General features: G+C 45.8%; 19 protein-coding genes. 2 read left to right on the top strand and 17 right to left on the bottom strand.

Features of this window, described 5'->3' with window-relative positions; translation table 11 throughout:
* Positions 1-582: 582 nt before the first annotated feature.
* Complete coding sequence (gene serC, locus GC102_RS24955) at positions 583-1,671, bottom strand: 3-phosphoserine/phosphohydroxythreonine transaminase (RefSeq protein ID WP_171691903.1); 1,089 nt, start codon at positions 1,669-1,671, stop codon at positions 583-585.
* On the opposite strand from serC, the gene thpR reads away from it, so the two are divergent.
* Both thpR and GC102_RS24945 read left to right on the top strand, forming a co-directional pair.
* On the top strand, positions 1,670-2,518 hold the full coding sequence (gene thpR / locus GC102_RS24950; protein ID WP_246321110.1) for an RNA 2',3'-cyclic phosphodiesterase: 849 nt from the start codon (positions 1,670-1,672) through the stop codon (positions 2,516-2,518). The two genes, serC and thpR, sit on opposite strands and share 2 nt — an antisense overlap.
* 116 nt (positions 2,519-2,634) lie before the next feature.
* A complete protein-coding gene (locus tag GC102_RS24945; protein ID WP_171691902.1) occupies positions 2,635-3,495 on the top strand; it encodes a DUF421 domain-containing protein in 861 nt (286 codons plus the stop codon).
* Positions 3,496-3,512: 17 nt separating this feature from the next.
* On the opposite strand, the gene GC102_RS24940 is transcribed toward GC102_RS24945, so the two are convergent.
* The 16 genes from GC102_RS24940 to GC102_RS24865 form a co-directional block, all read right to left on the bottom strand.
* Positions 3,513-4,133 carry an NUDIX hydrolase gene (locus GC102_RS24940; protein WP_171691901.1) on the bottom strand — a complete coding sequence of 207 codons (621 nt, stop codon included), beginning with the start codon at positions 4,131-4,133 and terminating at the stop codon, positions 3,513-3,515.
* Positions 4,133-4,651: a mismatch-specific DNA-glycosylase gene (locus GC102_RS24935; RefSeq protein WP_171691989.1), complete on the bottom strand. Its 519-nt coding sequence runs from the start codon at positions 4,649-4,651 to the stop codon at positions 4,133-4,135. The genes GC102_RS24940 and GC102_RS24935 overlap by 1 nt, the downstream gene beginning before the upstream one ends.
* A gap of 109 nt (positions 4,652-4,760) precedes the next feature.
* Entirely contained in the window at positions 4,761-5,990 is a 1,230-nt protein-coding gene (locus GC102_RS24930) for a DUF1501 domain-containing protein (RefSeq protein ID WP_171691900.1), read from the bottom strand.
* Positions 5,991-6,005: 15 nt separating this feature from the next.
* Positions 6,006-7,325, bottom strand: a complete 1,320-nt coding sequence (locus tag GC102_RS24925; protein WP_171691899.1) for a DUF1800 domain-containing protein — start codon at positions 7,323-7,325, stop codon at positions 6,006-6,008.
* 115 nt (positions 7,326-7,440) lie between these two features.
* A complete protein-coding gene (gene bioC / locus GC102_RS24920; protein ID WP_171691898.1) occupies positions 7,441-8,310 on the bottom strand; it encodes a malonyl-ACP O-methyltransferase BioC in 870 nt (289 codons plus the stop codon).
* A complete protein-coding gene (locus tag GC102_RS24915; RefSeq protein WP_171691897.1) occupies positions 8,300-9,046 on the bottom strand; it encodes an alpha/beta hydrolase in 747 nt (248 codons plus the stop codon). Before GC102_RS24915 ends, bioC begins: the two co-directional genes overlap by 11 nt.
* Positions 9,043-10,221: an 8-amino-7-oxononanoate synthase gene (gene bioF / locus GC102_RS24910; protein ID WP_171691896.1), complete on the bottom strand. Its 1,179-nt coding sequence runs from the start codon at positions 10,219-10,221 to the stop codon at positions 9,043-9,045. Before bioF ends, GC102_RS24915 begins: the two co-directional genes overlap by 4 nt.
* A gap of 12 nt (positions 10,222-10,233) precedes the next feature.
* Complete coding sequence (gene bioB / locus GC102_RS24905; RefSeq protein WP_171691988.1) at positions 10,234-11,232, bottom strand: biotin synthase BioB; 999 nt, start codon at positions 11,230-11,232, stop codon at positions 10,234-10,236.
* Between the two features lie 52 nt (positions 11,233-11,284).
* Entirely contained in the window at positions 11,285-12,022 is a 738-nt protein-coding gene (gene bioD / locus GC102_RS24900; RefSeq protein WP_171691895.1) for a dethiobiotin synthase, read from the bottom strand.
* Entirely contained in the window at positions 12,019-13,350 is a 1,332-nt protein-coding gene (gene bioA, locus GC102_RS24895) for an adenosylmethionine--8-amino-7-oxononanoate transaminase (RefSeq protein ID WP_216628159.1), read from the bottom strand. Before bioA ends, bioD begins: the two co-directional genes overlap by 4 nt.
* A gap of 246 nt (positions 13,351-13,596) precedes the next feature.
* Entirely contained in the window at positions 13,597-14,151 is a 555-nt protein-coding gene (locus GC102_RS24890; RefSeq protein ID WP_171691893.1) for an NADPH-dependent FMN reductase, read from the bottom strand.
* A 181-nt stretch (positions 14,152-14,332) separates the two neighbouring features.
* The gene (gene glnA, locus GC102_RS24885) at positions 14,333-15,757 is read right to left on the bottom strand and encodes a type I glutamate--ammonia ligase (RefSeq protein ID WP_171691892.1); all 1,425 of its coding nucleotides are present in this window, start codon (positions 15,755-15,757) and stop codon (positions 14,333-14,335) included.
* A 243-nt stretch (positions 15,758-16,000) separates the two neighbouring features.
* Positions 16,001-17,044, bottom strand: coding sequence for a 3-deoxy-7-phosphoheptulonate synthase (gene aroF / locus GC102_RS24880; protein ID WP_057304848.1), 1,044 nt, complete (start codon positions 17,042-17,044; stop codon positions 16,001-16,003).
* Positions 17,045-17,173: 129 nt separating this feature from the next.
* Positions 17,174-17,695: a DUF2062 domain-containing protein gene (locus GC102_RS24875; RefSeq protein ID WP_312880355.1), complete on the bottom strand. Its 522-nt coding sequence runs from the start codon at positions 17,693-17,695 to the stop codon at positions 17,174-17,176.
* 60 nt (positions 17,696-17,755) lie between these two features.
* Complete coding sequence (locus GC102_RS24870) at positions 17,756-18,712, bottom strand: 4-hydroxy-3-methylbut-2-enyl diphosphate reductase (protein WP_171691891.1); 957 nt, start codon at positions 18,710-18,712, stop codon at positions 17,756-17,758.
* A 46-nt stretch (positions 18,713-18,758) separates the two neighbouring features.
* Entirely contained in the window at positions 18,759-20,231 is a 1,473-nt protein-coding gene (locus tag GC102_RS24865; RefSeq protein ID WP_171691890.1) for a sensor histidine kinase, read from the bottom strand.

Below are 20,231 nucleotides of genomic sequence, written 5' to 3'. Positions count from 1 at the left end.
GTCTCCTAACACTCTCTTATTCTCTATCTAGTACCGCTTATGTAAGTAACCCTATATGTAGTAAACAAATGAATCATTCCGTGCAATCCAAGGTGGAATACGCCATTGTCTTTCGACAAAATATGCGGATTTCAGAATTACGCAACCTATGAAAAAGGCGCTAATCACGCGGTTTATAACGGAATTTGATTCTATTTTTTCACAAATTCTAGCAGTTGTGTGTTTCGCTTTTTTTACGATATCTAGTTGATAGATTCAAATTTATATCAATATATTGTGTTTGTCAACGAGCAAAAAGGCACTTTTTGACTACTAAAATACGTAAACCTAGACAGGGCGTGGCTCGGAAGGCTTTGAAAATATTTTTTCAATTTTGACTTGATTTTTTGAATTTGTCGAATACAAGATTAGGGCTTTGAGCTCACTAGATATTGATCCATTCCATTCCAAATATAGGCTCATTAAGCCGTCTCAGAGTCCGTCTAAGGTCATTAATAGCGAGGATGACACATTCCCTATCCAGAAACAAAAAAAGCTATTCACGTGCACACGAGGGTGCCATGAATAGCTTGATCATATTTCTTAACCGTTGCGTTTTTGGAAATCACTCATGAACTCAGCGAGCGCTTTGCAGGATGCATAAGGAACAGCATTATACGTAGATGCTCTCAAACCGCCTACACTGCGATGACCCTTCAACCCAACGAATCCGTTCTGCTCGGTTTCCTTGATGAACTTCTTCTCCAGCTCTTCATCCTGCAAACGGAACGTGATATTCATCGCGGAACGACTGCCAGTATCAACAGGTCCACGGTAGAAACCACCGCTTTGGTCGATTGCGCTATAAATTAAACCTGATTTCTCAAGGTTGTTTTTCTGGATGACAGCTAGTCCACCTTGTTCCTGAATCCATTTTAATACTAGGTTCATCATGTAGATTGAATAAACTGGTGGTGTATTGTACAGAGAATTGTTTTTGCTATGGATTTCGTAGCGAAGCATGGTTGGAATCGTTTTAGGCAGATCTTGTAATAAATCTTCCTTAACAATAACCACAGTTACACCAGAAGGACCTAGATTCTTTTGCGCTCCTGCATAGATCATGCCGAATTTCGAAACATCAACAGGACGGCTCAAGATATCACTGGACATGTCCCCGATTAACGGCACATTCCCTGTATCCGGAAAACTCTGGAACTGAGCGCCTTCAATCGTTTCGTTCGAAGTCAAATGCAGATAAGCGGAATCCGGATGAATGTTGATTTCATTTAAGTCCGGAATTTTCATAAATTTCTGTTCTTTCGAGCTTGCTGCGATGGCAACTTCTCCGAACAAGCTTGCTTCCTGAACAGCTTTCTCCGCCCATGCACCTGTAAGCACATAGCTGCCTACTTTACCTGGCTTTAGAAAATTAAGCGGAATCATGGCGAATTGTGTACTCGCACCACCTTGCAGAAACTGCACTTGGTACCCATCAGGGATGCTAAAAATTTGTTTCAACAATTGCTGCGTTTCATTATGAACTTGCTCGAACTCCGCGCTGCGGTGAGAAATTTCCATAATGGACATGCCGATGCCTTTAAATTCGACAAGCTCCTCTTGTGCTTTCTGCAGTACTTCGAGCGGTAATGCCGCAGGCCCTGCGTTAAAGTTATAGGCCCTATTTCCCATGAATGACCACACCTTTGCTTTTTTGTATTATGGCTATGATAGCAATATTCTCTTCATGCATCAAGTAAAACCTCAGTTGGCAATGCTAGGAGAAGAACGAAGAAGAGAACAGATTTGGATACAAAAGGAGCCTAATTTATTTATGACATTGCTTGATACGATAGGAGAAAGTTCTACAAACGCTGCGAATTCTGAAAAATCCAACACCTTAAGTTCCACGAACGCATCAAGTTCAACTAACAACTCAAGTTCCACAAACGCCTCCGAGACGTATCGGCTGTTCGTAGGCATTCAGCTCCCGCAAGACGTCCAGCGGGAGCTCGAGATATGGAAAGACAGCATCCAGAATGTGCTGCCTTTCCAAAAGTGGACGCATCCGCAGGACGTCCACGTCACGTTAAGCTTCCTCGGCGACGCATCCGCCGAGACGGCCGAAGCGCTGGCGGCCGACCTGCGCCAGCTTGCTGCAGCTGCGCTGCCGCTAACCCTGCACGCCGAGGGCCTCGGCGTGTTCGGACCTCCGGCGGCGCCGTCGATCCTCTGGGCGGGCCTCGCCGGCGACCTAGACGCGCTTGCTGCGCTGCAGCGCGAGGTCGCGGGCGTCTGCGCCCGCCACGGCTTCCCGGCCGAGGCTCGCGCCTATCGGCCGCACCTCACACTAGCCCGCCGCTACCGCACAGCGGCGGGGCCATTCAAACGCTCCGCCCTAGCAGCGGTTGGAGCGCCTACCGGCGGCTGGCCCGCGTGGCAGGTAGAGGACATCGTCCTCTACCGCAGCCACTTGGGCCGCCAGCCGGCGTACGAGCCGTTAGGCGTGTTCCCTTTTGAGGAACAACAGGCTACTTAACACCCTGCACATGATTTCCCACATTGGAATTAATCTCTTGTTTTTGTATAACTTTCAAGGATTATACAAACAATTTAACCGATTGGATTAGATTTAATAACAGAGGAGGAACCAATATGCCTGATTGGTTTGAAATTGTTTTACGTACATTATTAGCGGTTGGCGTACTTTTCGTTATGACGAAAGTGTTGGGTAAAAGGCAAGTTTCTCAACTTTCCTTGTTCGAATACATTACCGGTATTACAATTGGTAGTCTTGCGGCTTACATATCGATGGACTTGGATACGGATTGGTATCTTGGTTTGGTATCCTTAGCCGCTTGGGTCGCTTGCTCTTTAGGGATTGAATTTTTGCAGCTGAAAAGCAAAAAAATGCGGGACTTTTTTGATAGTAAAGGAACCGTACTTATTAGAGACGGAAAAGTTTTGGAAGAGAATTTAAAGAAGGAACGACTCACCACCGATGAACTCATGGAGCAATTACGAAAGAGATCGGCATTTAAAGTGGCTGATGTTGAATTTGCGATCATGGAGCCCAACGGGGAAATTAATGTTCTATTAACACGTGATAATCAACCGTTGACTCCAAAACATTTGGGCATCAAAGTCGCACCTGAGAAGGAGCCCCAAGCGGTTATCATGGATGGTGAAATTATGGATGAAGCATTAGCCACAATCGGTTTTAACCGGGGATGGCTTAAAACCGAATTGGATAAAATAGGTGTGACGATTGAAAATGTATTTCTAGGTCAAGTCGATTCCTACGGCCAATTGTATGTGGATTTATTTGACGACAAGATCATGGTACCTGTGCCACAGGAAAAAGCTTCCCTTTTTGCTACATTAAAAAAGTGCGAAGGCGATCTGATGTTATTCGGGCTTACAACGAAAAATAAAGCTGCAAAAGAGATGTACGAACACTGCTCGAAGCAAATGGAGGATATCATCGCACAATTGAAGCCCGTACTTAAGCGGTAAAATCCTTACGCGCTTGGCTAATCGAGCAGCGTCTGCGCTGTATGGTCACGGGCTAGCTTGAACATCTGCTGCAGCTGCTCAGCGGTGTTTCGCTCCACCGAGAGCGGCGGCAGCTCACTTTCGCCGAAGAACTGAGCGCCGATCGTTTCCAGACCGGCTTCAAGTGCTTCCCCGCCCACCAGCTCGCACAAGATGAACATCTTGTACACGTGATTTGCCGAGGGTGGGTGCGCGTGGCGCTTCTTATCGAAGACCGCCAGTAATCGCACCGGCTTGACATCATAGCCGGCCTCTTCCCGGGTCTCCTTGACGGCGACCTCCGATGGTGTGAGGCCGATGTCCGCCCAGCCTCCAGGCAAAGCCCAAGCACCGTCGGTTCTTTCCTTCACAAGCAGCAGCTTGTTCTCACTCAAGATAACGGCCCGAATATCTACTTTCGGCGTCTGATACCCCGTGTCGCTGGCGAACAAAGCCGTCACCTTATCGATCGGTGTCTCTGAGAAATAACTCAACATCTCCACGCTGATCTTGCGCAACGCCTCATATCGCTCCAAGTCATAGCCATTCTCACCGTAAGTAAGACCAGCTTGACTAATAGCCTGGATCTCTTTGGCCCATTCCAACCATGGAATATTCATCAGTAACCCAGCTCCATTTCGATATAAGTCTTAATTCCACTATAAATAGCTACCATCTCCTCAAGCTTCATCCGAACAAGCCCACTAGAAGAGGGACATACATAGTCGATCACACCTTCAACCAGAGGATCCTGTTGACTCCCCCAATTCATCCCCCTAAGGCCACTATACTGCTCATATACGCCTTTTCCTACAAAACAGGCTACACAAGGTCGAAAGGCCTGGATCTTTTGTTTCAAAATAAGTCGACCTTCTCGGTATTCCTCAGGCGTAATTTCAGCAGCTGTTAACGAGGGGCGAGCCACGATATTCGTAAATCCATACCCGAGTTTCAGCAGATCCCCATCCTCTTGAGGTTTATACAGCCGAGGTGTTAATCCCGCTTGGAAAAGGATCCGATAAAAGCGATTGTTCGGATTCGCATAATGATGACCCGTTTCTCCGGATCGTATACTGGGGTTATACCCCACGAAAAGTATCCTTAAATGCTCCTGCAGATGATCTGAAATAGGCTCTATGCTCAACGTTAAGTCACCTCCACCGGCACGATGAATTTTTTGTCTTTTTTTAATAGGTTACCATGAACGACTAAAAACCAAAAGCCGAGGCACAGAGCCCCGGCTTTCATTAGATAAACTTTAAAGACTCATAGGACTTGCCTAACACAGCGGTGGTATCACCTTTTAACCATTTATCAATAAGCGTGCTATAAACAGAGCGGAAATCAACTTCATACTTCAAATCGCCATTGTCCAAACTGCTTAAGCTCGGGTACGCTCCATAGAGACCGCCCTTCACCTTGCCTCCTATCACAAACATCGGAGCTGCTGTTCCATGGTCTGTTCCGCCGCTTCCATTCTCCTTCACCCTGCGCCCAAACTCCGAAAACATCATCACCGCAACACGGTCCTGCAGCCCTTGCGCCTCCAAGTCTTTGTAGAACGCTGTCAGCCCCTCGTCGACTTGAGTCAGCACTTTGGCATGCTGTACCTTCTCATCGGCATGATCATCGAAACCGCCAATCTGTACATTGAATATCCTTGTGCCCGATTTACCAGCCAGCAGCTTGGATACTAATTGGAGATCTCTTGCAAAATTAGTTTTCGGGTACTCCACTTTATTCGCATAGGTAGCCGTTAAAGCTTGAATCGCTTCTACACTCTTGAAGGCCTCATATCCACGGCCTGATACGACACGCAGCTGTTCCGTTTGATTCTGTACACCATACATCTCCAAGAATGCTTTGGTGATCCGATTTTTGTCCATCATCGCTGTTTTCGGATCAATCAGATGATACGTTTCTAAAGATTGAATAACGGGAAAGCTCATTTTCTCCGAAGCAAAAGCCTTGCCCCCTGCGCCAATCTGAATAGCTTTGAGCGGATTGCTGCTATCCCGCAAAGAAGACTCTGCATAGCGTGCAAGCCAACCGCTTCGACTAATCTTCGTTGGCTCAGCTGTCTGCCAAATTTCCATTGAGCGGAAATGAGAGTGATCGGGTCTTGGATATCCAACTCCCTGTACGACAGCCATCTTCCCAAGTTTATAAAGTGCAGCCAGGCCAACTAAACTCGGATGCAAGCCTACTTGATTATCTAAAGCAAGCACATCCTTCTGCTGGTAAGCCAGCGTTGGCCGCTCATCATAGTAAATCCCTTGTCCATAAGGGATTAGCGTATTAATGCCATCATTCCCGCCACTTAACTGAACAACAACAAGCACTGGTTCATCAACATCATCGTCAAAACCGCCAGCCAAAATCGATTTTCCCGTTTCCGTAAAGAAAGCCCCACCTAGGCCTAAAGTCGCAAACATGGCTGTTCCTTTAAGCAGGAAATCCCTTCTCGATAACTTCACTTTTCTCCCCCCTTGCTATTTCATTTGAGCTTCCGGGCTAATCAGCACTAATTGAAGCAAGCCTCTCAAACCCGCATTTTTTTGCTTTGTATGTATAATGGTATCGTCTGCGTAAGTGCTTAAACCCTGTAAAGTCTTATCCGATAAATCAGTGATTCCAATACGCTGACTCCACAATTTCACCCATTCTTCCGGACGATTCTGTTGTTCAGGTGTATACTCTGCCGATAAGAGCACCTTGCCGTTTAGTTGCTTGGCGATGGACTCGGCAAACTGATACCTTGATAATAAGGAGCTTGTATTCAGCCATGAGGCGCCTCCTCTCCAACCTGCAACATCCGGCGGGGAATATAGCTCCTGTCCCATCCTCCTCATCGCTTGTGCATGCCCCTTCGAAACAGTTAGCTTACAGCATTTGAGAATACCTGCAACATAGTCCGCCGGTGTTTTGATGAGAGATAACCGCAATTTCTCCTCATAAAATTCGTCAGATAGAAATAGCTCCTGAAGCACTTCCCCTAAAGTAGCCTTATTTGATATATGTTCGGCAACTTTTTGAATCCAACTTTCGGATGGGCTGTCCGTAGCAAAATATTTGAGCAGCTTTGTAGCAAGAAAGATCGGCAGCGTTTTTTGATGGAAAATAATTTCAATCACATCATCCGAATCCAACTTTCCCGTTTCTTCAAGCAGCGTTTTCGTGTCATTGTCGTGTTGTTTGGGATTATAAACTACTTTATTTTCCTTCTTATCATAGGTCCAACCAGTGAAAGCGCGCGCTGCTTCCTTCACATCAGTCTCTGTATAGTGACCTATACCAAGCGTGAATAGCTCCATGGCTTCGCGGGCATAATTCTCATTCGGTTTACCCTTTTTATTCCGATTCACATCTAGCCAAATCATCATAGCTGGATCTTTGCCAATGGCAAGTACGAGTTCTTTGAAATTTCCTAGTGCATATTTGCGAAAAAGTGTATTTTGTTGAACCATTAACGTGACATCGTTAACCTTGTAATTCGCCGTAGCAAAATGTCCATGCCAGAACAACGTCATCTTCTCAATGAGCGGCGCACTAGAATAGACCATTCGATATAACCAGTACATTTGTTGATCGGCTAATTGCAGCGGATCTAATGATTTCTTACCATCAGCGGTTAATTGATCAAATGGGGTTAGCAATGGCGCTTGATCGATCAACGCTTCTCCGGCAATAAGACGACGCACCGTTTCCTCATGACCAAGTGCAATACAAGCGGTGACTTCTTCCCCAGTGGAACCAAATCCGGCTCGATGTAATAAATAAACGACTTCCTTGTTAGTCCATGGTACTCCCATGATCTCCCCCCTCGCCCTATTTTCCAAACTGTACCACATAAATGTGTCAAAAGTGTGTGGAAACAAAAAAGGATAGAGTCCTCAGAAAATATCTGATTCTCTATCCATGAACCTATTAACGTGAGACCCTAGCTTGGATCAAAAGAAGATCGTAAGTAGCAGCGATGCCTCCCTGTATGCTGAACTTATCTTCGTATGCCTTATACATGCCTGCGAACAGCCTTCGCGAGCTGAGGCCAGGCGTAGCGGCAGCTTCCGAAGTGCTGGCTCCCATTGCTTTAACCGAAAGTAGAAAATCTCTAACGGAAGCATACGTTTCTTTTTGAATCAAACGCTCATTTTGAATACTTGAAAATCCTGCTTCCTTGAGCGAGTTTTTCCACTGAGCATCGGATTGAAACGACAGTCCGTGCCGCTGTGGTTCCATGTCACTAGCTCGATACACTTCATTAAATGACTGATGCAGCTCGTAAAACGTTCTCGGCCCGAATGTTGTGAACACCAATAAGCCTCCAGGACGAAGCATCTGCCGAAGGTGACGTAACGTTTGCTTCGGATTTTTAAGCCATTGAAAGCAGGCGCTCGAGACAACGAGGTCGAAAGAGGCTTCTTGCGCATCTGTCGACCACCTTTCTACATCGGCATGAATAAAGCTTAATCGATCTGGTTGACTATTACTGATAGCTGAATGGTTAACCGCAATTGATCGGACACGTTGTTCCGCCACTTTGATCATTCCAGGTGCAATATCTAGTGCTGTAATAGACGCTTTGGACCATTCGTTAACCAGAATTCCGGTCAGAGTACCCGTGCCACAGCCAATCTCAAGAATGTTAGACGTCTCTATAACTTCTTCGCCTTTCCACGCAATGAGAGATTTTGCAAGTTGCTCTGCCATAATGCGCTGTACATTCGCGTAAACATCATACGCCCCCGCTGAACTCCGGTTAAATTGACGCTCAATATTCGTTATCCTACTGCTCATCCCACCATCGCCTCAGTTCCTCAGCTATCTCATTTTCTCTTCCCAAAAACGGCACATGCCCGCTGTCGGGTATGGAAAACAACTCTGCTTGAGGCAATTGTGCTGCAAGCTCCTCCGCAGCGTTGTAAGGACAAATCTTATCCTCCGTGCCATGAACAAGAAGAACCGGACATTTAATTTCCGGCAGTCCAGACAAGATTTCCTCACTTCGCAAAATCTGAAGACCAGCAATTAGCGCCGAAGTTGTCCAGCTGCCAAGGAGAGGAAATCTTTTGCCAAGACCTGCCTCCCATTCTGCTTCCGTAAACATATTTTGTCGGAATTTCATTTCAACACCCTGTCGGTCCTTCATGAGACCCTTAATCATCTGCCTAACGTAGGCATCTGCCCAGCCACGGTCCAATTCTTCCTTAGAACGGGTAAAACGAGCTGTAGCCGCAAACAACACCAGGCCATCAGCATAACCTTTAACCGCTAGCCTCAACGCCAGTAATCCGCCGAGCGACCAACCTCCGATCAATAGCGGTCCAAGTAAAGCCTTCTTATACTCAGTTGTTATCAAATTTTTTACAGCCGTTTCCGTGAGCAGCAGCATTTTCTCCGGAGAATCGGCATCACTGTAATCTACGGAAACATGATGAAAATCCGGCAGTGACTCGCGAAGTCGATCGAAAACCGTATCCGGCATGCTCCAACCGGTCAGCCATAAGATGGTGCCGCTTGTCGATGCAATCATAGTCTTAGCACTCCTAGTTGAAGTCCGACAGTACGGATTCTTGCGGTGGCAGCGATCAATTCCTTATCCGTATGAGCGGCTGACAATGAAAAGCGGATACGCGCTGTACCATCAGGCACAGTAGGTGGGCGGATAGCAACCGCCGCTATCCCTTCATCTTCAAGAGCATTACTGAAACGCAGGGCCATATCATTATCGCCGATGATTATCGGAACAATTGGAGAATCGCCGGCACCGACATCAAATCCTGCCGCGCTAAGCGAGGACCGAAATAGCATAATAGCCTCGTGAAGCCGTTCACGGCGCCAGTGCTCAGTCTGTACCAAATCTAATGCTTTTGTACTGCCAGCAACAAGAGAAGGAGGCAGCGCTGTTGAATAGATGAGCGGCCTTGCCTTATTTATCAGCCAACGAATGAGTGTGTGGCTACCGCATACATAGGCGCCATACACTCCGAAAGATTTACTGAACGTTCCCATATGGACATCCACTTCATTCTGCACCCCGAGTTCATGGCACAATCCCTCACCGCGCCCCCCGTATATCCCCCCACTGTGTGCCTCGTCCACCATCAACATCGCCCCGTATTCGTGTTTGAGCAGAACGAGTTCATGCAAAGGCGCCTGATCACCATCCATTGAGAAGACGGCATCTGTAACGATCAGCTTTCGCCGTTTATCACGGTACTTACTCAATAAGAAACGCAAATGTTCCATATCGTTATGACGATACCTGGCGAGCTCCGCACGGCTCAATATAGTGCCGTCCACAATGCTGGCATGGTTTAACTGATCGCTGAAAACAACGTCACCTCGCCTTACTAGCGCACTAATAACACCAGAATTCGCCATATATCCATTTGCAAAAACAAGCGCTGCTTCGCAGTTCTGCCAATCGGATAGTGCTTCTTCAAGTCGGCCATAAGCCAATCGGTTGCCTGTCACAAGGCGCGAAGCACCAGAGCCTGCACCTTCGATGAGCAGCGCTTCACGCATCACTTCAATAATGCTGGGATGTTGGGATAGTCCCAAATAGTCATTGGAAGACAAGTTGAGCAGCGCGCGTTCTCCACGAACCGTATAACCAGGACATTTTGGGATCGAGCTGCATGCACGTAAGGAACGTATCAACGAGGCGTCCGCCATTGCCTCGAGTTCTTTTTCCATCCAATTCATGTCAGTTCCACCTTAAAGGGCACTTAATTCAATCTCAAATCCCAAATCTTCAATCATCTGATGATCCGCTCCAACATCTTGGCCTGCTGTTGTTAAATAATCACCAACAAATAGTGAGTTTGCAGCGTACAATGATAGCGGCTGCAGAGTACGAAGGTTGATCTCACGACCGCCCGCTACTCGAATTTCTTTAGACGGACAGATGAAACGGAACAGTGCCAGTACTTTCAAAGCTTTCATAGACGGCGTGCGGCCTGCATGTTCCAACGGGGTTCCCGGAATCGCATTTAGGAAATTAATCGGAATCGAATCCGCATCGATCTCGCGGAGTGCATAAGCCATTTCAACAATTTCCTGATTTGTCTCACCCATGCCGATAATCACACCGGAGCAGGGAGACATGCCGTGTGTCTTTACTTTTTCCACCGTTTCAATACGTTGGTCGTAGGTATGGGTCGTGGTGATAGATGTGTAATTGGCTTTGCTGGTATTTAAGTTGTGGTTATATCGATGTACGCCCGCTTCTGCAAGACGTTCAGCTTGCTCATCCTTCAGAATGCCCAGACATGCGCAAATTTTTAGCGGCATCGTTTCACGGATTTCTCTGACTGCATCCACCACTTGATCTAGTTCCTTGTCTGTCGGACCTTTTCCGGCTGCTACAATGCAATAAGTTCCTGCTTTGCGTGCCATGGCTTCACGCGCGCCTGCAAGCAACGTGTCTTTATCAAGCAGGGTGTATTTTTTAACCTGTGCCGTAGAAACGATGGATTGTGAGCAATAGCCGCAGTCCTCGGGGCAAAGGCCGCTTTTGGCGTTGATGATCATATTCAGCTTCACTTTTTTACCGTAAAAATGTTTTCTCACTTTAAAAGCAGCCTGCAGCAAGGGCAGTACCTCATCATTGTCAGCTTCGAGCACAGATAGCCCTTCCTCTAACGTTAAACATTCCCCACTCAACGCTTTTTTGGCAAGCGCTTGCCACTCCATATCGGCAGCAATAATTTCCATCATTTTCATCCTCCTTAGCGCTTTCGTAGGAAAGCTTTCTTGTAAACATTTGCTATAGATTAAATTTCAAAGCCTGTCTGATGGGTGCGAGTTGTATTGTTTTTTGTATGGTATGTATCAAGGTTTCTGAATTCACATCGGTGTGCATACGGGGAAATCGACCGAGGACCTTAAGGCCGCTGTATTGCTCGATAAGTTCCGCATTCGTATCAGCGCTCGGATCGTCATGCCGCTCCGTTAATTCACCGTCGTTCATTATGACGCCTACAATCGGGATTTCATGATGCCGCAGAAATGATGCAGTCAAAAGCGTATGGTTAATCGTGCCGAGGCTAGAACGGGCTACAATTAGAGCAGGTATATGAAGCTCAGAAATCAAGTCCACTACGAGAGCATCATCGGTCAGCGGAACTGCTACACCGCCTGCACCTTCAATGAGCAGCGCTTCATAACGTTTAATGAGCGGTTTACCAGCGGCGATAAGCTCATTCAGCGTAAAGGTCACACCAGCATGCTTTGCGGCGAGCATCGGAGTAAGTGGAGCTTCAAATGTAAATGGCGCCACCGCCTCTGGCCTCCCATTGATTCCCGTGCTTTGCAGCAGCCGTTCAGCATCGGTAACTCCGCTTCCAAGGAGTGCACCGGACTGCACCGGCTTCCATACACCTGCGTCCAGTCCTTCGGCGCGGAGCGCAGCGGTGATGGCTGCCGTCACAATCGTCTTCCCAACGCCGGTGTCTGTGCCTGTCACAAATAATCCGCGTATCGATCCCATGTTGACTTTGTTCATGAAATTGCGCTGCCTTCCGTGACGTCAACAATCGATTCAGCCAAAATATCTGTCATCGATTCAAGTTCAGCTTCTGTGCTAACAAGCGGAGGGATGAAGACAATTACATTACCGAGCGGCCTCGTCAGCATCCCGAGCTCTCTGGCCCTCATGCTCGTACGAACACCGATTCGTTCTACCCAATCGTAGGGCTCACGTGAATTTTTATCGCGTACGAGCTCGATTCCGATCATCAGTCCCTTTTGCCGGATGTCACCAATATGCGGTCGTTCCTTAAGTGCTGCGAGCTTATTCTCGACAAGTGACGCCTTAGCTCTAACTCCTTCAATGATGTTGTTCTCTTCAAACAGCTTCAAACTGGCCAAAGCAACGGCACAGCCAAGTGGGTTCCCCGTGTAGGAATGACCGTGAAAAAATGTTTTTTGCTCTTGGTAATCCGCATAAAACGCGGTGTAAATCTCGTCCGTTGCAAGTGTCGCTGCCACAGGCAAATAGCCGCCGGTCAGCCCCTTCCCTACCACCATCAAATCTGGTGATACATTTTCGAGATCACAGGCGAACATAGCGCCTGTACGACCAAAGCCGGTTGCCACCTCGTCGGCGATAAGCAGTACGTCATACTTGCGGCAGAGCGCTGCCATCTCACGTAAACAGCCCGGCGGCATGACAATCATCCCGCTAGCCCCTTGCACAATAGGCTCCACAATGAGAGCCGCGATCTCATCCGCGCTCGTCTCAAGCAACTTGCGCAGTGCAGTTATCGTAGCTTCCAATGCTTCTGCCGCACCCCCTTTATGGCGATAAGCGTAGGGATATGGAATAACGTGCGATGGAAACAGCATGGGACGGAACACATCATGATACAGCGGTATCGCACCCACACTAACCGCGCCAAGCGTATCTCCGTGATACGCTTGATTCATCGTAATAAACGTTGTTTTCCCCCGTGCTCCCTGGTTGTGCCAGTATTGAAATGCCATTTTGATCGCAATCTCGACACCGGTTGCTCCTGAATCCGAATAAAATACTTTATTTAATCCTTTCGGAGCGATCCCTACCAGCTTCTCTGCTAGCTCGATTGCCGGAATATTGGCCATTCCTAGAAGGGTGGAGTGGGCGACTCGCCCTAACTGGTCCGCAATCGCTTGATTTAACTCCGGTACATTGTGTCCATGTACGTTAAGCCAAACGGACGAAAAACCGTCGTAATAGGCTCTTCCCTGGACGTCATAAAGCCTGATACCTTCGCCGCGTTCGATAATGAGAGGATCAGCGTTGTTGTAGTCTTTCATCTGCGTAAAAGGAAGCCATAAGTGCGACTTGTTCATTGCAGCAAGACGTTCGTAATCCGTTGTCACAAATGATCACCATCCATATATTTGATTGTCAACTTAAAATCTGGTTTAAGGTTGACAATTGATTGTGGTTATTTTAGCAGATCGGAACGTCCCTGTAAAGAGAATTCCAATTCATCGCAGCATGTTGTTAAACATAAAAAAATGAGCAACTCAAAGCGTAGTTTACACTTTGCGTTGCTCATAATATATTTAATGGCGTCTTGTTATCGGAAACTATTATCTTAGTTTAACTGTCAATTGTTTGGCTAAATCGAGGAATGAACCCACAACACGACGAACACGTTTTTCGACATCTGGATGGATATCTTGATAGGTTACACCCGTTTGGAAGTTCTTCCGTTGGTCGCCTCCAATAGATAGCCAATCTGGGCAGTTAATGCCATGCAGATTGCGTACAATGGTTTGCATCTGTGTCAGAGAGCTTACAGCAATTGCCCCGCCTGCTGAACTTACAGATAAGACAACCTTATTATTGAAATGATCTTGTCCAAGATGATCAAGTGCATTTTTCAAAACTCCGGAAATTCCACTATGATATTCCGGTGTTGCCAACACGATCCCCTCTGCTTCAAGCATCGCTTCTTTTAATTTCTCTAGAGCTTCGTGCCCCGCATTTGCATCGTCTGGTGAATAGAAAGGGAGCGGTGTTTGATACAAGTCAATCAATGTCACCTGGTGGCCCTCTAGGGTCGCAAGATGCTTGATATATTCAGCAAGTCTTGTACTTGTCGCTGCTCTCTGATTACTTCCTGCTATCATGGTAATTTTCATAATGATCTTCCTTTCACATCTGATTCATGCATTCATTATACCTTAATTTCCATCAAATAACAGCATTAATTAGAATTATTATCAAAAGAGTTTTAATATCGATAAATGAAAAAACTGCTTCCTCCATAGAAAACTATGAAAGAAGCAGCTCGTATGATATTGATGTATAAATGCTAAGGAATTAGCAATCGAAGTAAAGGTTGTACTCGTGTGGGTGAATACGGATTGCTACAGCTTTCGCTTCGCCACGTTTCAATTCGATATAGTTATCGATGAAATCTTGTGTGAATACGCCGCCTTCAATCAAGAAGTCGGAATCTGCTGCAAGAGCATCCAAAGCTTCATCTAATGTACCAGGAACGCTGCGAATCTCAGCTTTCTCTGCATCGGACATTTCATAGATGTTTGTATCGAAAGGACCGTATCCAAGAGCGCGCGGATCGATTTTCTTTTTGATACCGTCAAGACCTGCCATCAGCATTGCTGCGAAAGCGAGGTATGGGTTAGCCGTGCTATCCGGTGTACGGAATTCGATACGACAACCTTTAGGTGTCACAGCTGCGATTGGAATACGAACTGCTGCGGAACGGTTACCTTTGGAGAATACAAGGTTAACCGGCGCTTCATAACCAGGAACCAGACGTTTGAAGGAGTTTGTACTTGGATTTGTCAAAGCAATCAATGCTGGTGCGTGGTAAAGAATACCACCGATATAGTTGATTGCCATTTCACTCAGGTTTGCATATGCTCCTTTTTCATAGAACAAAGGCTCGCCTTCATTGAAGATGGACATGTGTACGTGCATACCGCTACCATTGTCACCAAACAGTGGCTTAGGCATGAAAGTAGCAACTTTACCATATTCTCTAGCCGTGTTAGCAACGATATATTTGTATTTGAGCAGGTTATCTGCTGTTTTAGTCAATGTGTCAAAACGGAAGTTAATTTCAGCTTGACCAGCTGTAGCCACTTCGTGATGGTGACGCTCAATACGAAGACCTGCATCAGCAAGCTTGTTGCACATTTCGGAACGAATGTCTTGTTGGGAATCCATTGGAGCTACCGGAACGTAACCGCCTTTAACTGGAACTTTATAACCAAGGTTTCCGCCTTCTTCTTTACGGCCTGTGTTCCAGCCTGCTTCTTCGGAGTCAACTTCGAAGTAAGACTTATTCATGCCATTTTCGAAACGCACATCATCAAAAATGAAGAACTCGGACTCAGGTGCGAAGAATGCTGTTGTACCTACACCAGTTGTTTGCAAATATTCTTCAGCTTTTTGAGCAATGCTACGTGGATCGCGATCATAACGTTCGCCTTCAGGCGTATGGATATTGCTCATAATGATCAATGTTGGGTGCGCTGTGAAAGGATCAATGTACGCAGTCTCAGTATCTGGCATCATAACCATGTCAGATTGTTCAATACCACGGAATCCTGGGATGGATGAACCGTCAAACGCGACTCCGTTAACGAAAGTTTCTTCATCTACTTCAGTAGCAGGCAAAGAAATATGCTGTGCTTTTCCGGAAAGACCTACGAAACGAAAATCTACCCACTCAATATTTTTTTCCTTGATAAGGTTCAACACATTTTGAACTGACATTTTAAAAACCCTCCCATTTCCGTACATTCAACGTACTTTGCATGATTAATGTTCAACTTTTGGTTGTTATCTTGCACATATTATATAGCGATTAAGCTTACACAGTCAATACTTATGTCAGGTATTTTTTAAAGATGTGTAAGCTATGCTCACACTAATTCACATATTTGTCCGTCTTATATCTAAAAACATGAAAACTGGCTTCCTCTTTCGAGGAAACCAGTCATATTAGAACTATAACCGTTACGCCAAGATAACTTCTTTATGTGTATCAAACTTTTTACCAAGCAGTGGAGCAAGCTTCTCAAGATCAACAAGCAAATTAGCGAATTGATCAGGGAACAAGGATTGAACGCCATCGCCAGTCATTGAATTGTCTGGATCTGTGTGCATTTCGATGATCAAACCATCTGCTCCTGCGGCTACGGATGCCTTAGTCATAGGAACAACAAGCTCTCTACGGCCAGTACCGTGACTCGGATCTGAGATCACCGGAAGATGGCTCAATTGTTTAAGAACCGGAATTGCCGATAAATCCAGTGTATTCCGCGTGTACGTTTCGAATGTTCGGATTCCGCGTTCACAAAGCATAACATTCGGGTTACCGCCAGCAAGAATGTATTCAGCAGCATTCAAGAATTCATCATATGTGGAGCTGAAACCACGTTTGAGCAGTACTGGCGTTTGAATGGTTCCGAGCTTGCGAAGCAAATCAAAGTTTTGCATATTACGTGTACCTACTTGTAGGATGTCCGCGTATTGTGCGCATACATCAACATACTCAGGTGTCATGACTTCTGTAATGGTAAGAAGACCATGCTTCTTACCCGCTTCTGCCATCATGATCAAGCCTTCAACGCCAACACCTTGGAAGCTGTAAGGACCTGTTCTTGGTTTAAATGCGCCACCGCGGAGAACTTGACCTCCCGCTGCTTTCACTAAACGTGCAATCTCATCAATCTGCTCTGGCGTTTCTACAGCACACGGGCCGCCCATGACAACAAGCTGCTCGCCACCGATTTCAACACCTTTAATTTTGATAACCGTATCAGCCGGATGAAAGTCACGACTTGCTAATTTATAGGATTTGGAAATTTTCACGACTTGCTCAACTCCTGACATTTGACGCAACTGTTCTGCTAATTTAGGATCTGCTTGACCAATAATTCCGATTACTGTGCGATCCTCACCTTTGGAGACATGAGCTTGGACACCTTGCTTTTCTATGAATTGTACAATTTCCTGAATACGCTCATCTGACGTTTTGTTGGATGTAATGGCAATCATCTTAAACACGCTCCTTATTATATGGGTTGGAACACTTGTTTACTTCAACGCTTGTTCGCTTCTACGCTTTTAATCACTAAAGTAAATATACAACGCTTGACGAGTTTTCGTCAAGCGTTTATTTATTTGCTATTCTTTTGTATTCGAAGGGGCAAGTTGATCTTTACGGATTTTACGTTTTTCTTTGCGACGATTCGCATGGTATTTAAGTAAGAGCATAATTGGGAAGTAAGCAATAATTCCGAGTATCAACCCAACCACCATACCGCCTACAATCAAATCCAAACCACTTCTAATAATGTTAGAAAGCATGTGGGGTAAATGATGGATCAGATAAATCTTAAAGTGCTTCGGTACCAACCAATCCCCCACTTGCTTATTGAGAATCGAGAATGGAATATAAATCACTTTTCCAAACACAAAACCAATTAACGCTCCAGGTAAATTAGCTCTTAATAAATAGACCAACGGAAAGATAAGAGCGAATGCAAAACCGGCTGTAGGTAGTGTAAACATCTCTACAAACAATCCAATTGAAAAGCCGCGTGCTACCTTGGAAGGACCGCCTTTGGCACGTAAGAGAAGTAAATATTTATATCTAAACCAGCGCTTCGTGCTTTTCCAATCGTAGCGAGCTTTCACTTTCATCATTTTCACCTTCTGAGTGCTTTGCATGCTGGTCTCAATCCCGCCCTGTGGAATAAATAGAGATCACTCACTACTCGCTGCTTTGGATTTAACAGCTGGAATGAGCTTCTTCATATTAATAGTACGCGTAATATCCCAACTGGTTTCATCTTTTAAATCATAAGCTTCCAGGTAGGAAATTACCTCTTTGGTAATAGGTGTCGGAGTTGAAGCACCAGACGTAACACCGACCTTGCGTACATTGGTTAACCATCTGCGATTAAGCTCCGTGATATCAGATATTCTATACGCTCTTACTCCTGCAATTTCCTCTGAAACTTGCGCTAAGCGGTTCGAATTATTACTTTTCGGATCTCCAACTACGATGACCAGATCGACTTCCTTCGCTTGTTCAGCAACCGCTTCTTGTCTAACCTGCGTGGCTAAACAGATCTCATTATGGATCTCAGCTTTTGGGAATAGTTCCAGTAAACGATTCATAATATGCTTAATGTCCCATTGGCTCATTGTTGTTTGGTTCGTAATAATAATACGTTGGGCTTTTATGTCTAGCCGGTCTGCTTCTTCAAGTTTTTCGATGAGGTGTACTTTGTCCGGAGCTACACCTATTGCCCCTTCCGGCTCAGGATGAGCTTTCTTCCCGATATAGATAACTTCATAGCCGTCGGCTACTTTTTCTCGAATTAAATCGTGTGTCTTCGTTACATCTGGACAGGTTGCATCCACAACGGTCAGGCCCTTGTCTCGGGCTCGGCGTCTTACCTCAGGAGATACCCCATGAGCTGTGAATATGACCGTCCCTGTTTCGATTTGTTCTAATATTTCAAGCCGGTTCTCACCATCTAATGTGATGACACCTTCTTCTTTGAAGAAATCAGTGACATGCGCATTATGAACAATCATGCCTAATATATAAATAGGTCTCGGAAGATTTAAGTTTTTAGCAGTTTGCATAGCAAGTGCCATAGCGTCTACAACACCATAACAATAGCCTCTGGGTGATATTCGGACTACTTCCATTTCTTCCACCTGCCTAAGAAACATTATTTTCTTTCATTATAGCTGATTATACAGAGAGAGGAAAGTTTGCTGGCAGCCAAATCATAAAGGTACTTCCCTCGTCTTTACGTGTTGTCACTTCAATAGACCCACCGTGTTCATCAATAATCCATTTGGCGATCGATAAACCAAGTCCAGTTCCAGACGTCAGTCCCCTGGATAAATCTGCACGATAAAAGCGGTCGAAAATATGAGGAATATCCTCTTTATCCATGCCAATTCCCGTATCGGTAATCCGAATTCCAATAAAGCTATCCGTTCGCGACGCCTCGAACCTTACGGTTCCAACGGGTGTATACTTGAACGCATTTTCGATGAAAATAAACAACAATTGTTGCAAGTAATCCCGGTTCCCTTGCACAACCGCATGTTCTAATGCATCTAAATCACCCACTTGCCAATCAGCGGTATGCTCGAGCAATTGAGCACGCCTTACCACTTCTTGAACGAGCGACATGATCTCAACTGGCTTCTTTTCCATAAGAACGCCGGCATCTGCTCTCGCCAGAGCAAGAAGATCATTGACTAGTCTGCTCATTCGCTGTGCTTCTCCTGCAATATCATGCATGGCCTCAAGTGACATCTGCATTTGATCTGGCGTAGCAAGTTCTGTACTCCCCGAAGTTTGCTTCCACATCTTTTCCAACAAGTCGACATTTCCTCGAATCGTTGTAAGCGGTGTTCTCAGCTCATGAGAAGCGTCCGATACGAACCTGCGCTGGGCGCGGTACGCTTCATCCAATTCCAGATAGGTGATCTGAATACGAGAGAGCATCCCGTTGATCGTCTCCGTCAAGCGCCCAATCTCATCAAGTGGACCGTCATAGTGGATACGTTTCTCCAGATCATCGCTGCTTCCTATTTGATTCGCGGCGTCAATGACGCGTTCGATCGGCTTGAGCGCTTTGCGTGCCAAGAACCAGCCTAGTGAAGCTGCCACAATAATCGTTAGCAATGCCCAAATCATCAGCGTATATTTAAGGGTAACAGCTGTTTTTTCATAACTGCCAATCGGTACTGCCGCTTGAAGAATCCCGATAAGTTGGTTCTGGGCATCGGACCTGATCGCTTGATTATAAATGAGGAAGTCTTGCCCAAGCACCTTGGTCTTTTCGAAAAAACCATCCTCTTGCATTAATTTATCAATCGTATTCTTCGCTAAAGGCAAAGTAACATCATAGTATTGTAAGTTAGCCGAGCGATTAAAGCTTTTGAGTGCAACATTATATAATTGCAGAAACGTATTCGTAGAGTAGAAATCCCTGCTTTCCAGTTCCAAATCAACGACGAGTCCCTTCTGTGAAAGAGCAATGCTCTTCTGAATACGCAAGGAGCTATTGCCTGCCTCCCTTTTCACATCTTGGCGAATCTGATCGTATAGGAAATAATTCAAGAAAAAATAAAGAACAATGCCAAAAAGCAGCATGGTTAGTGCCAATATCCCTGAATACCAAAGCGTTAGCCGCAAGCGAAGAGACAT

Source organism: Paenibacillus germinis, assembly GCF_013141785.1.
Lineage (GTDB): Bacteria > Bacillota > Bacilli > Paenibacillales > NBRC-103111 > Paenibacillus_E > Paenibacillus_E phytorum.
Note: the sequence above shows the minus strand (reverse complement) of the source record. Positions and strands in the feature narration are given on the sequence as shown.

Bases quoted from the DNA above. Each gene is read 5' to 3' on its own strand.
- thpR (WP_246321110.1), top strand. From the start codon at position 1,670: ATGAATGACCACACCTTTGCTTTTTTGTATTATGGCTATGATAGCAAT.
- glnA (WP_171691892.1), bottom strand. From the start codon at position 15,757: ATGTCAGTTCAAAATGTGTTGAACCTTATCAAGGAAAAAAATATTGAG.
- aroF (WP_057304848.1), bottom strand. From the start codon at position 17,044: ATGATTGCCATTACATCCAACAAAACGTCAGATGAGCGTATTCAGGAA.
- bioA (WP_216628159.1), bottom strand. From the start codon at position 13,350: ATGAACAAGTCGCACTTATGGCTTCCTTTTACGCAGATGAAAGACTAC.
- GC102_RS24925 (WP_171691899.1), bottom strand. From the start codon at position 7,325: ATGGGAGTACCATGGACTAACAAGGAAGTCGTTTATTTATTACATCGA.
- GC102_RS24940 (WP_171691901.1), bottom strand. From the start codon at position 4,133: ATGAATATTCCATGGTTGGAATGGGCCAAAGAGATCCAGGCTATTAGT.
- serC (WP_171691903.1), bottom strand. From the start codon at position 1,671: ATGGGAAATAGGGCCTATAACTTTAACGCAGGGCCTGCGGCATTACCG.
- GC102_RS24875 (WP_312880355.1), bottom strand. From the start codon at position 17,695: ATGATGAAAGTGAAAGCTCGCTACGATTGGAAAAGCACGAAGCGCTGG.
- bioF (WP_171691896.1), bottom strand. From the start codon at position 10,221: ATGAATTGGATGGAAAAAGAACTCGAGGCAATGGCGGACGCCTCGTTG.
- GC102_RS24890 (WP_171691893.1), bottom strand. From the start codon at position 14,151: ATGAAAATTACCATGATAGCAGGAAGTAATCAGAGAGCAGCGACAAGT.
- GC102_RS24865 (WP_171691890.1), bottom strand. From the start codon at position 20,231: ATGTCTCTTCGCTTGCGGCTAACGCTTTGGTATTCAGGGATATTGGCA.
- bioD (WP_171691895.1), bottom strand. From the start codon at position 12,022: ATGAACAAAGTCAACATGGGATCGATACGCGGATTATTTGTGACAGGC.
- bioC (WP_171691898.1), bottom strand. From the start codon at position 8,310: ATGAGCAGTAGGATAACGAATATTGAGCGTCAATTTAACCGGAGTTCA.
- bioB (WP_171691988.1), bottom strand. From the start codon at position 11,232: ATGGAAATTATTGCTGCCGATATGGAGTGGCAAGCGCTTGCCAAAAAA.
- GC102_RS24945 (WP_171691902.1), top strand. From the start codon at position 2,635: ATGCCTGATTGGTTTGAAATTGTTTTACGTACATTATTAGCGGTTGGC.
- GC102_RS24915 (WP_171691897.1), bottom strand. From the start codon at position 9,046: ATGATTGCATCGACAAGCGGCACCATCTTATGGCTGACCGGTTGGAGC.
- GC102_RS24870 (WP_171691891.1), bottom strand. From the start codon at position 18,712: ATGGAAGTAGTCCGAATATCACCCAGAGGCTATTGTTATGGTGTTGTA.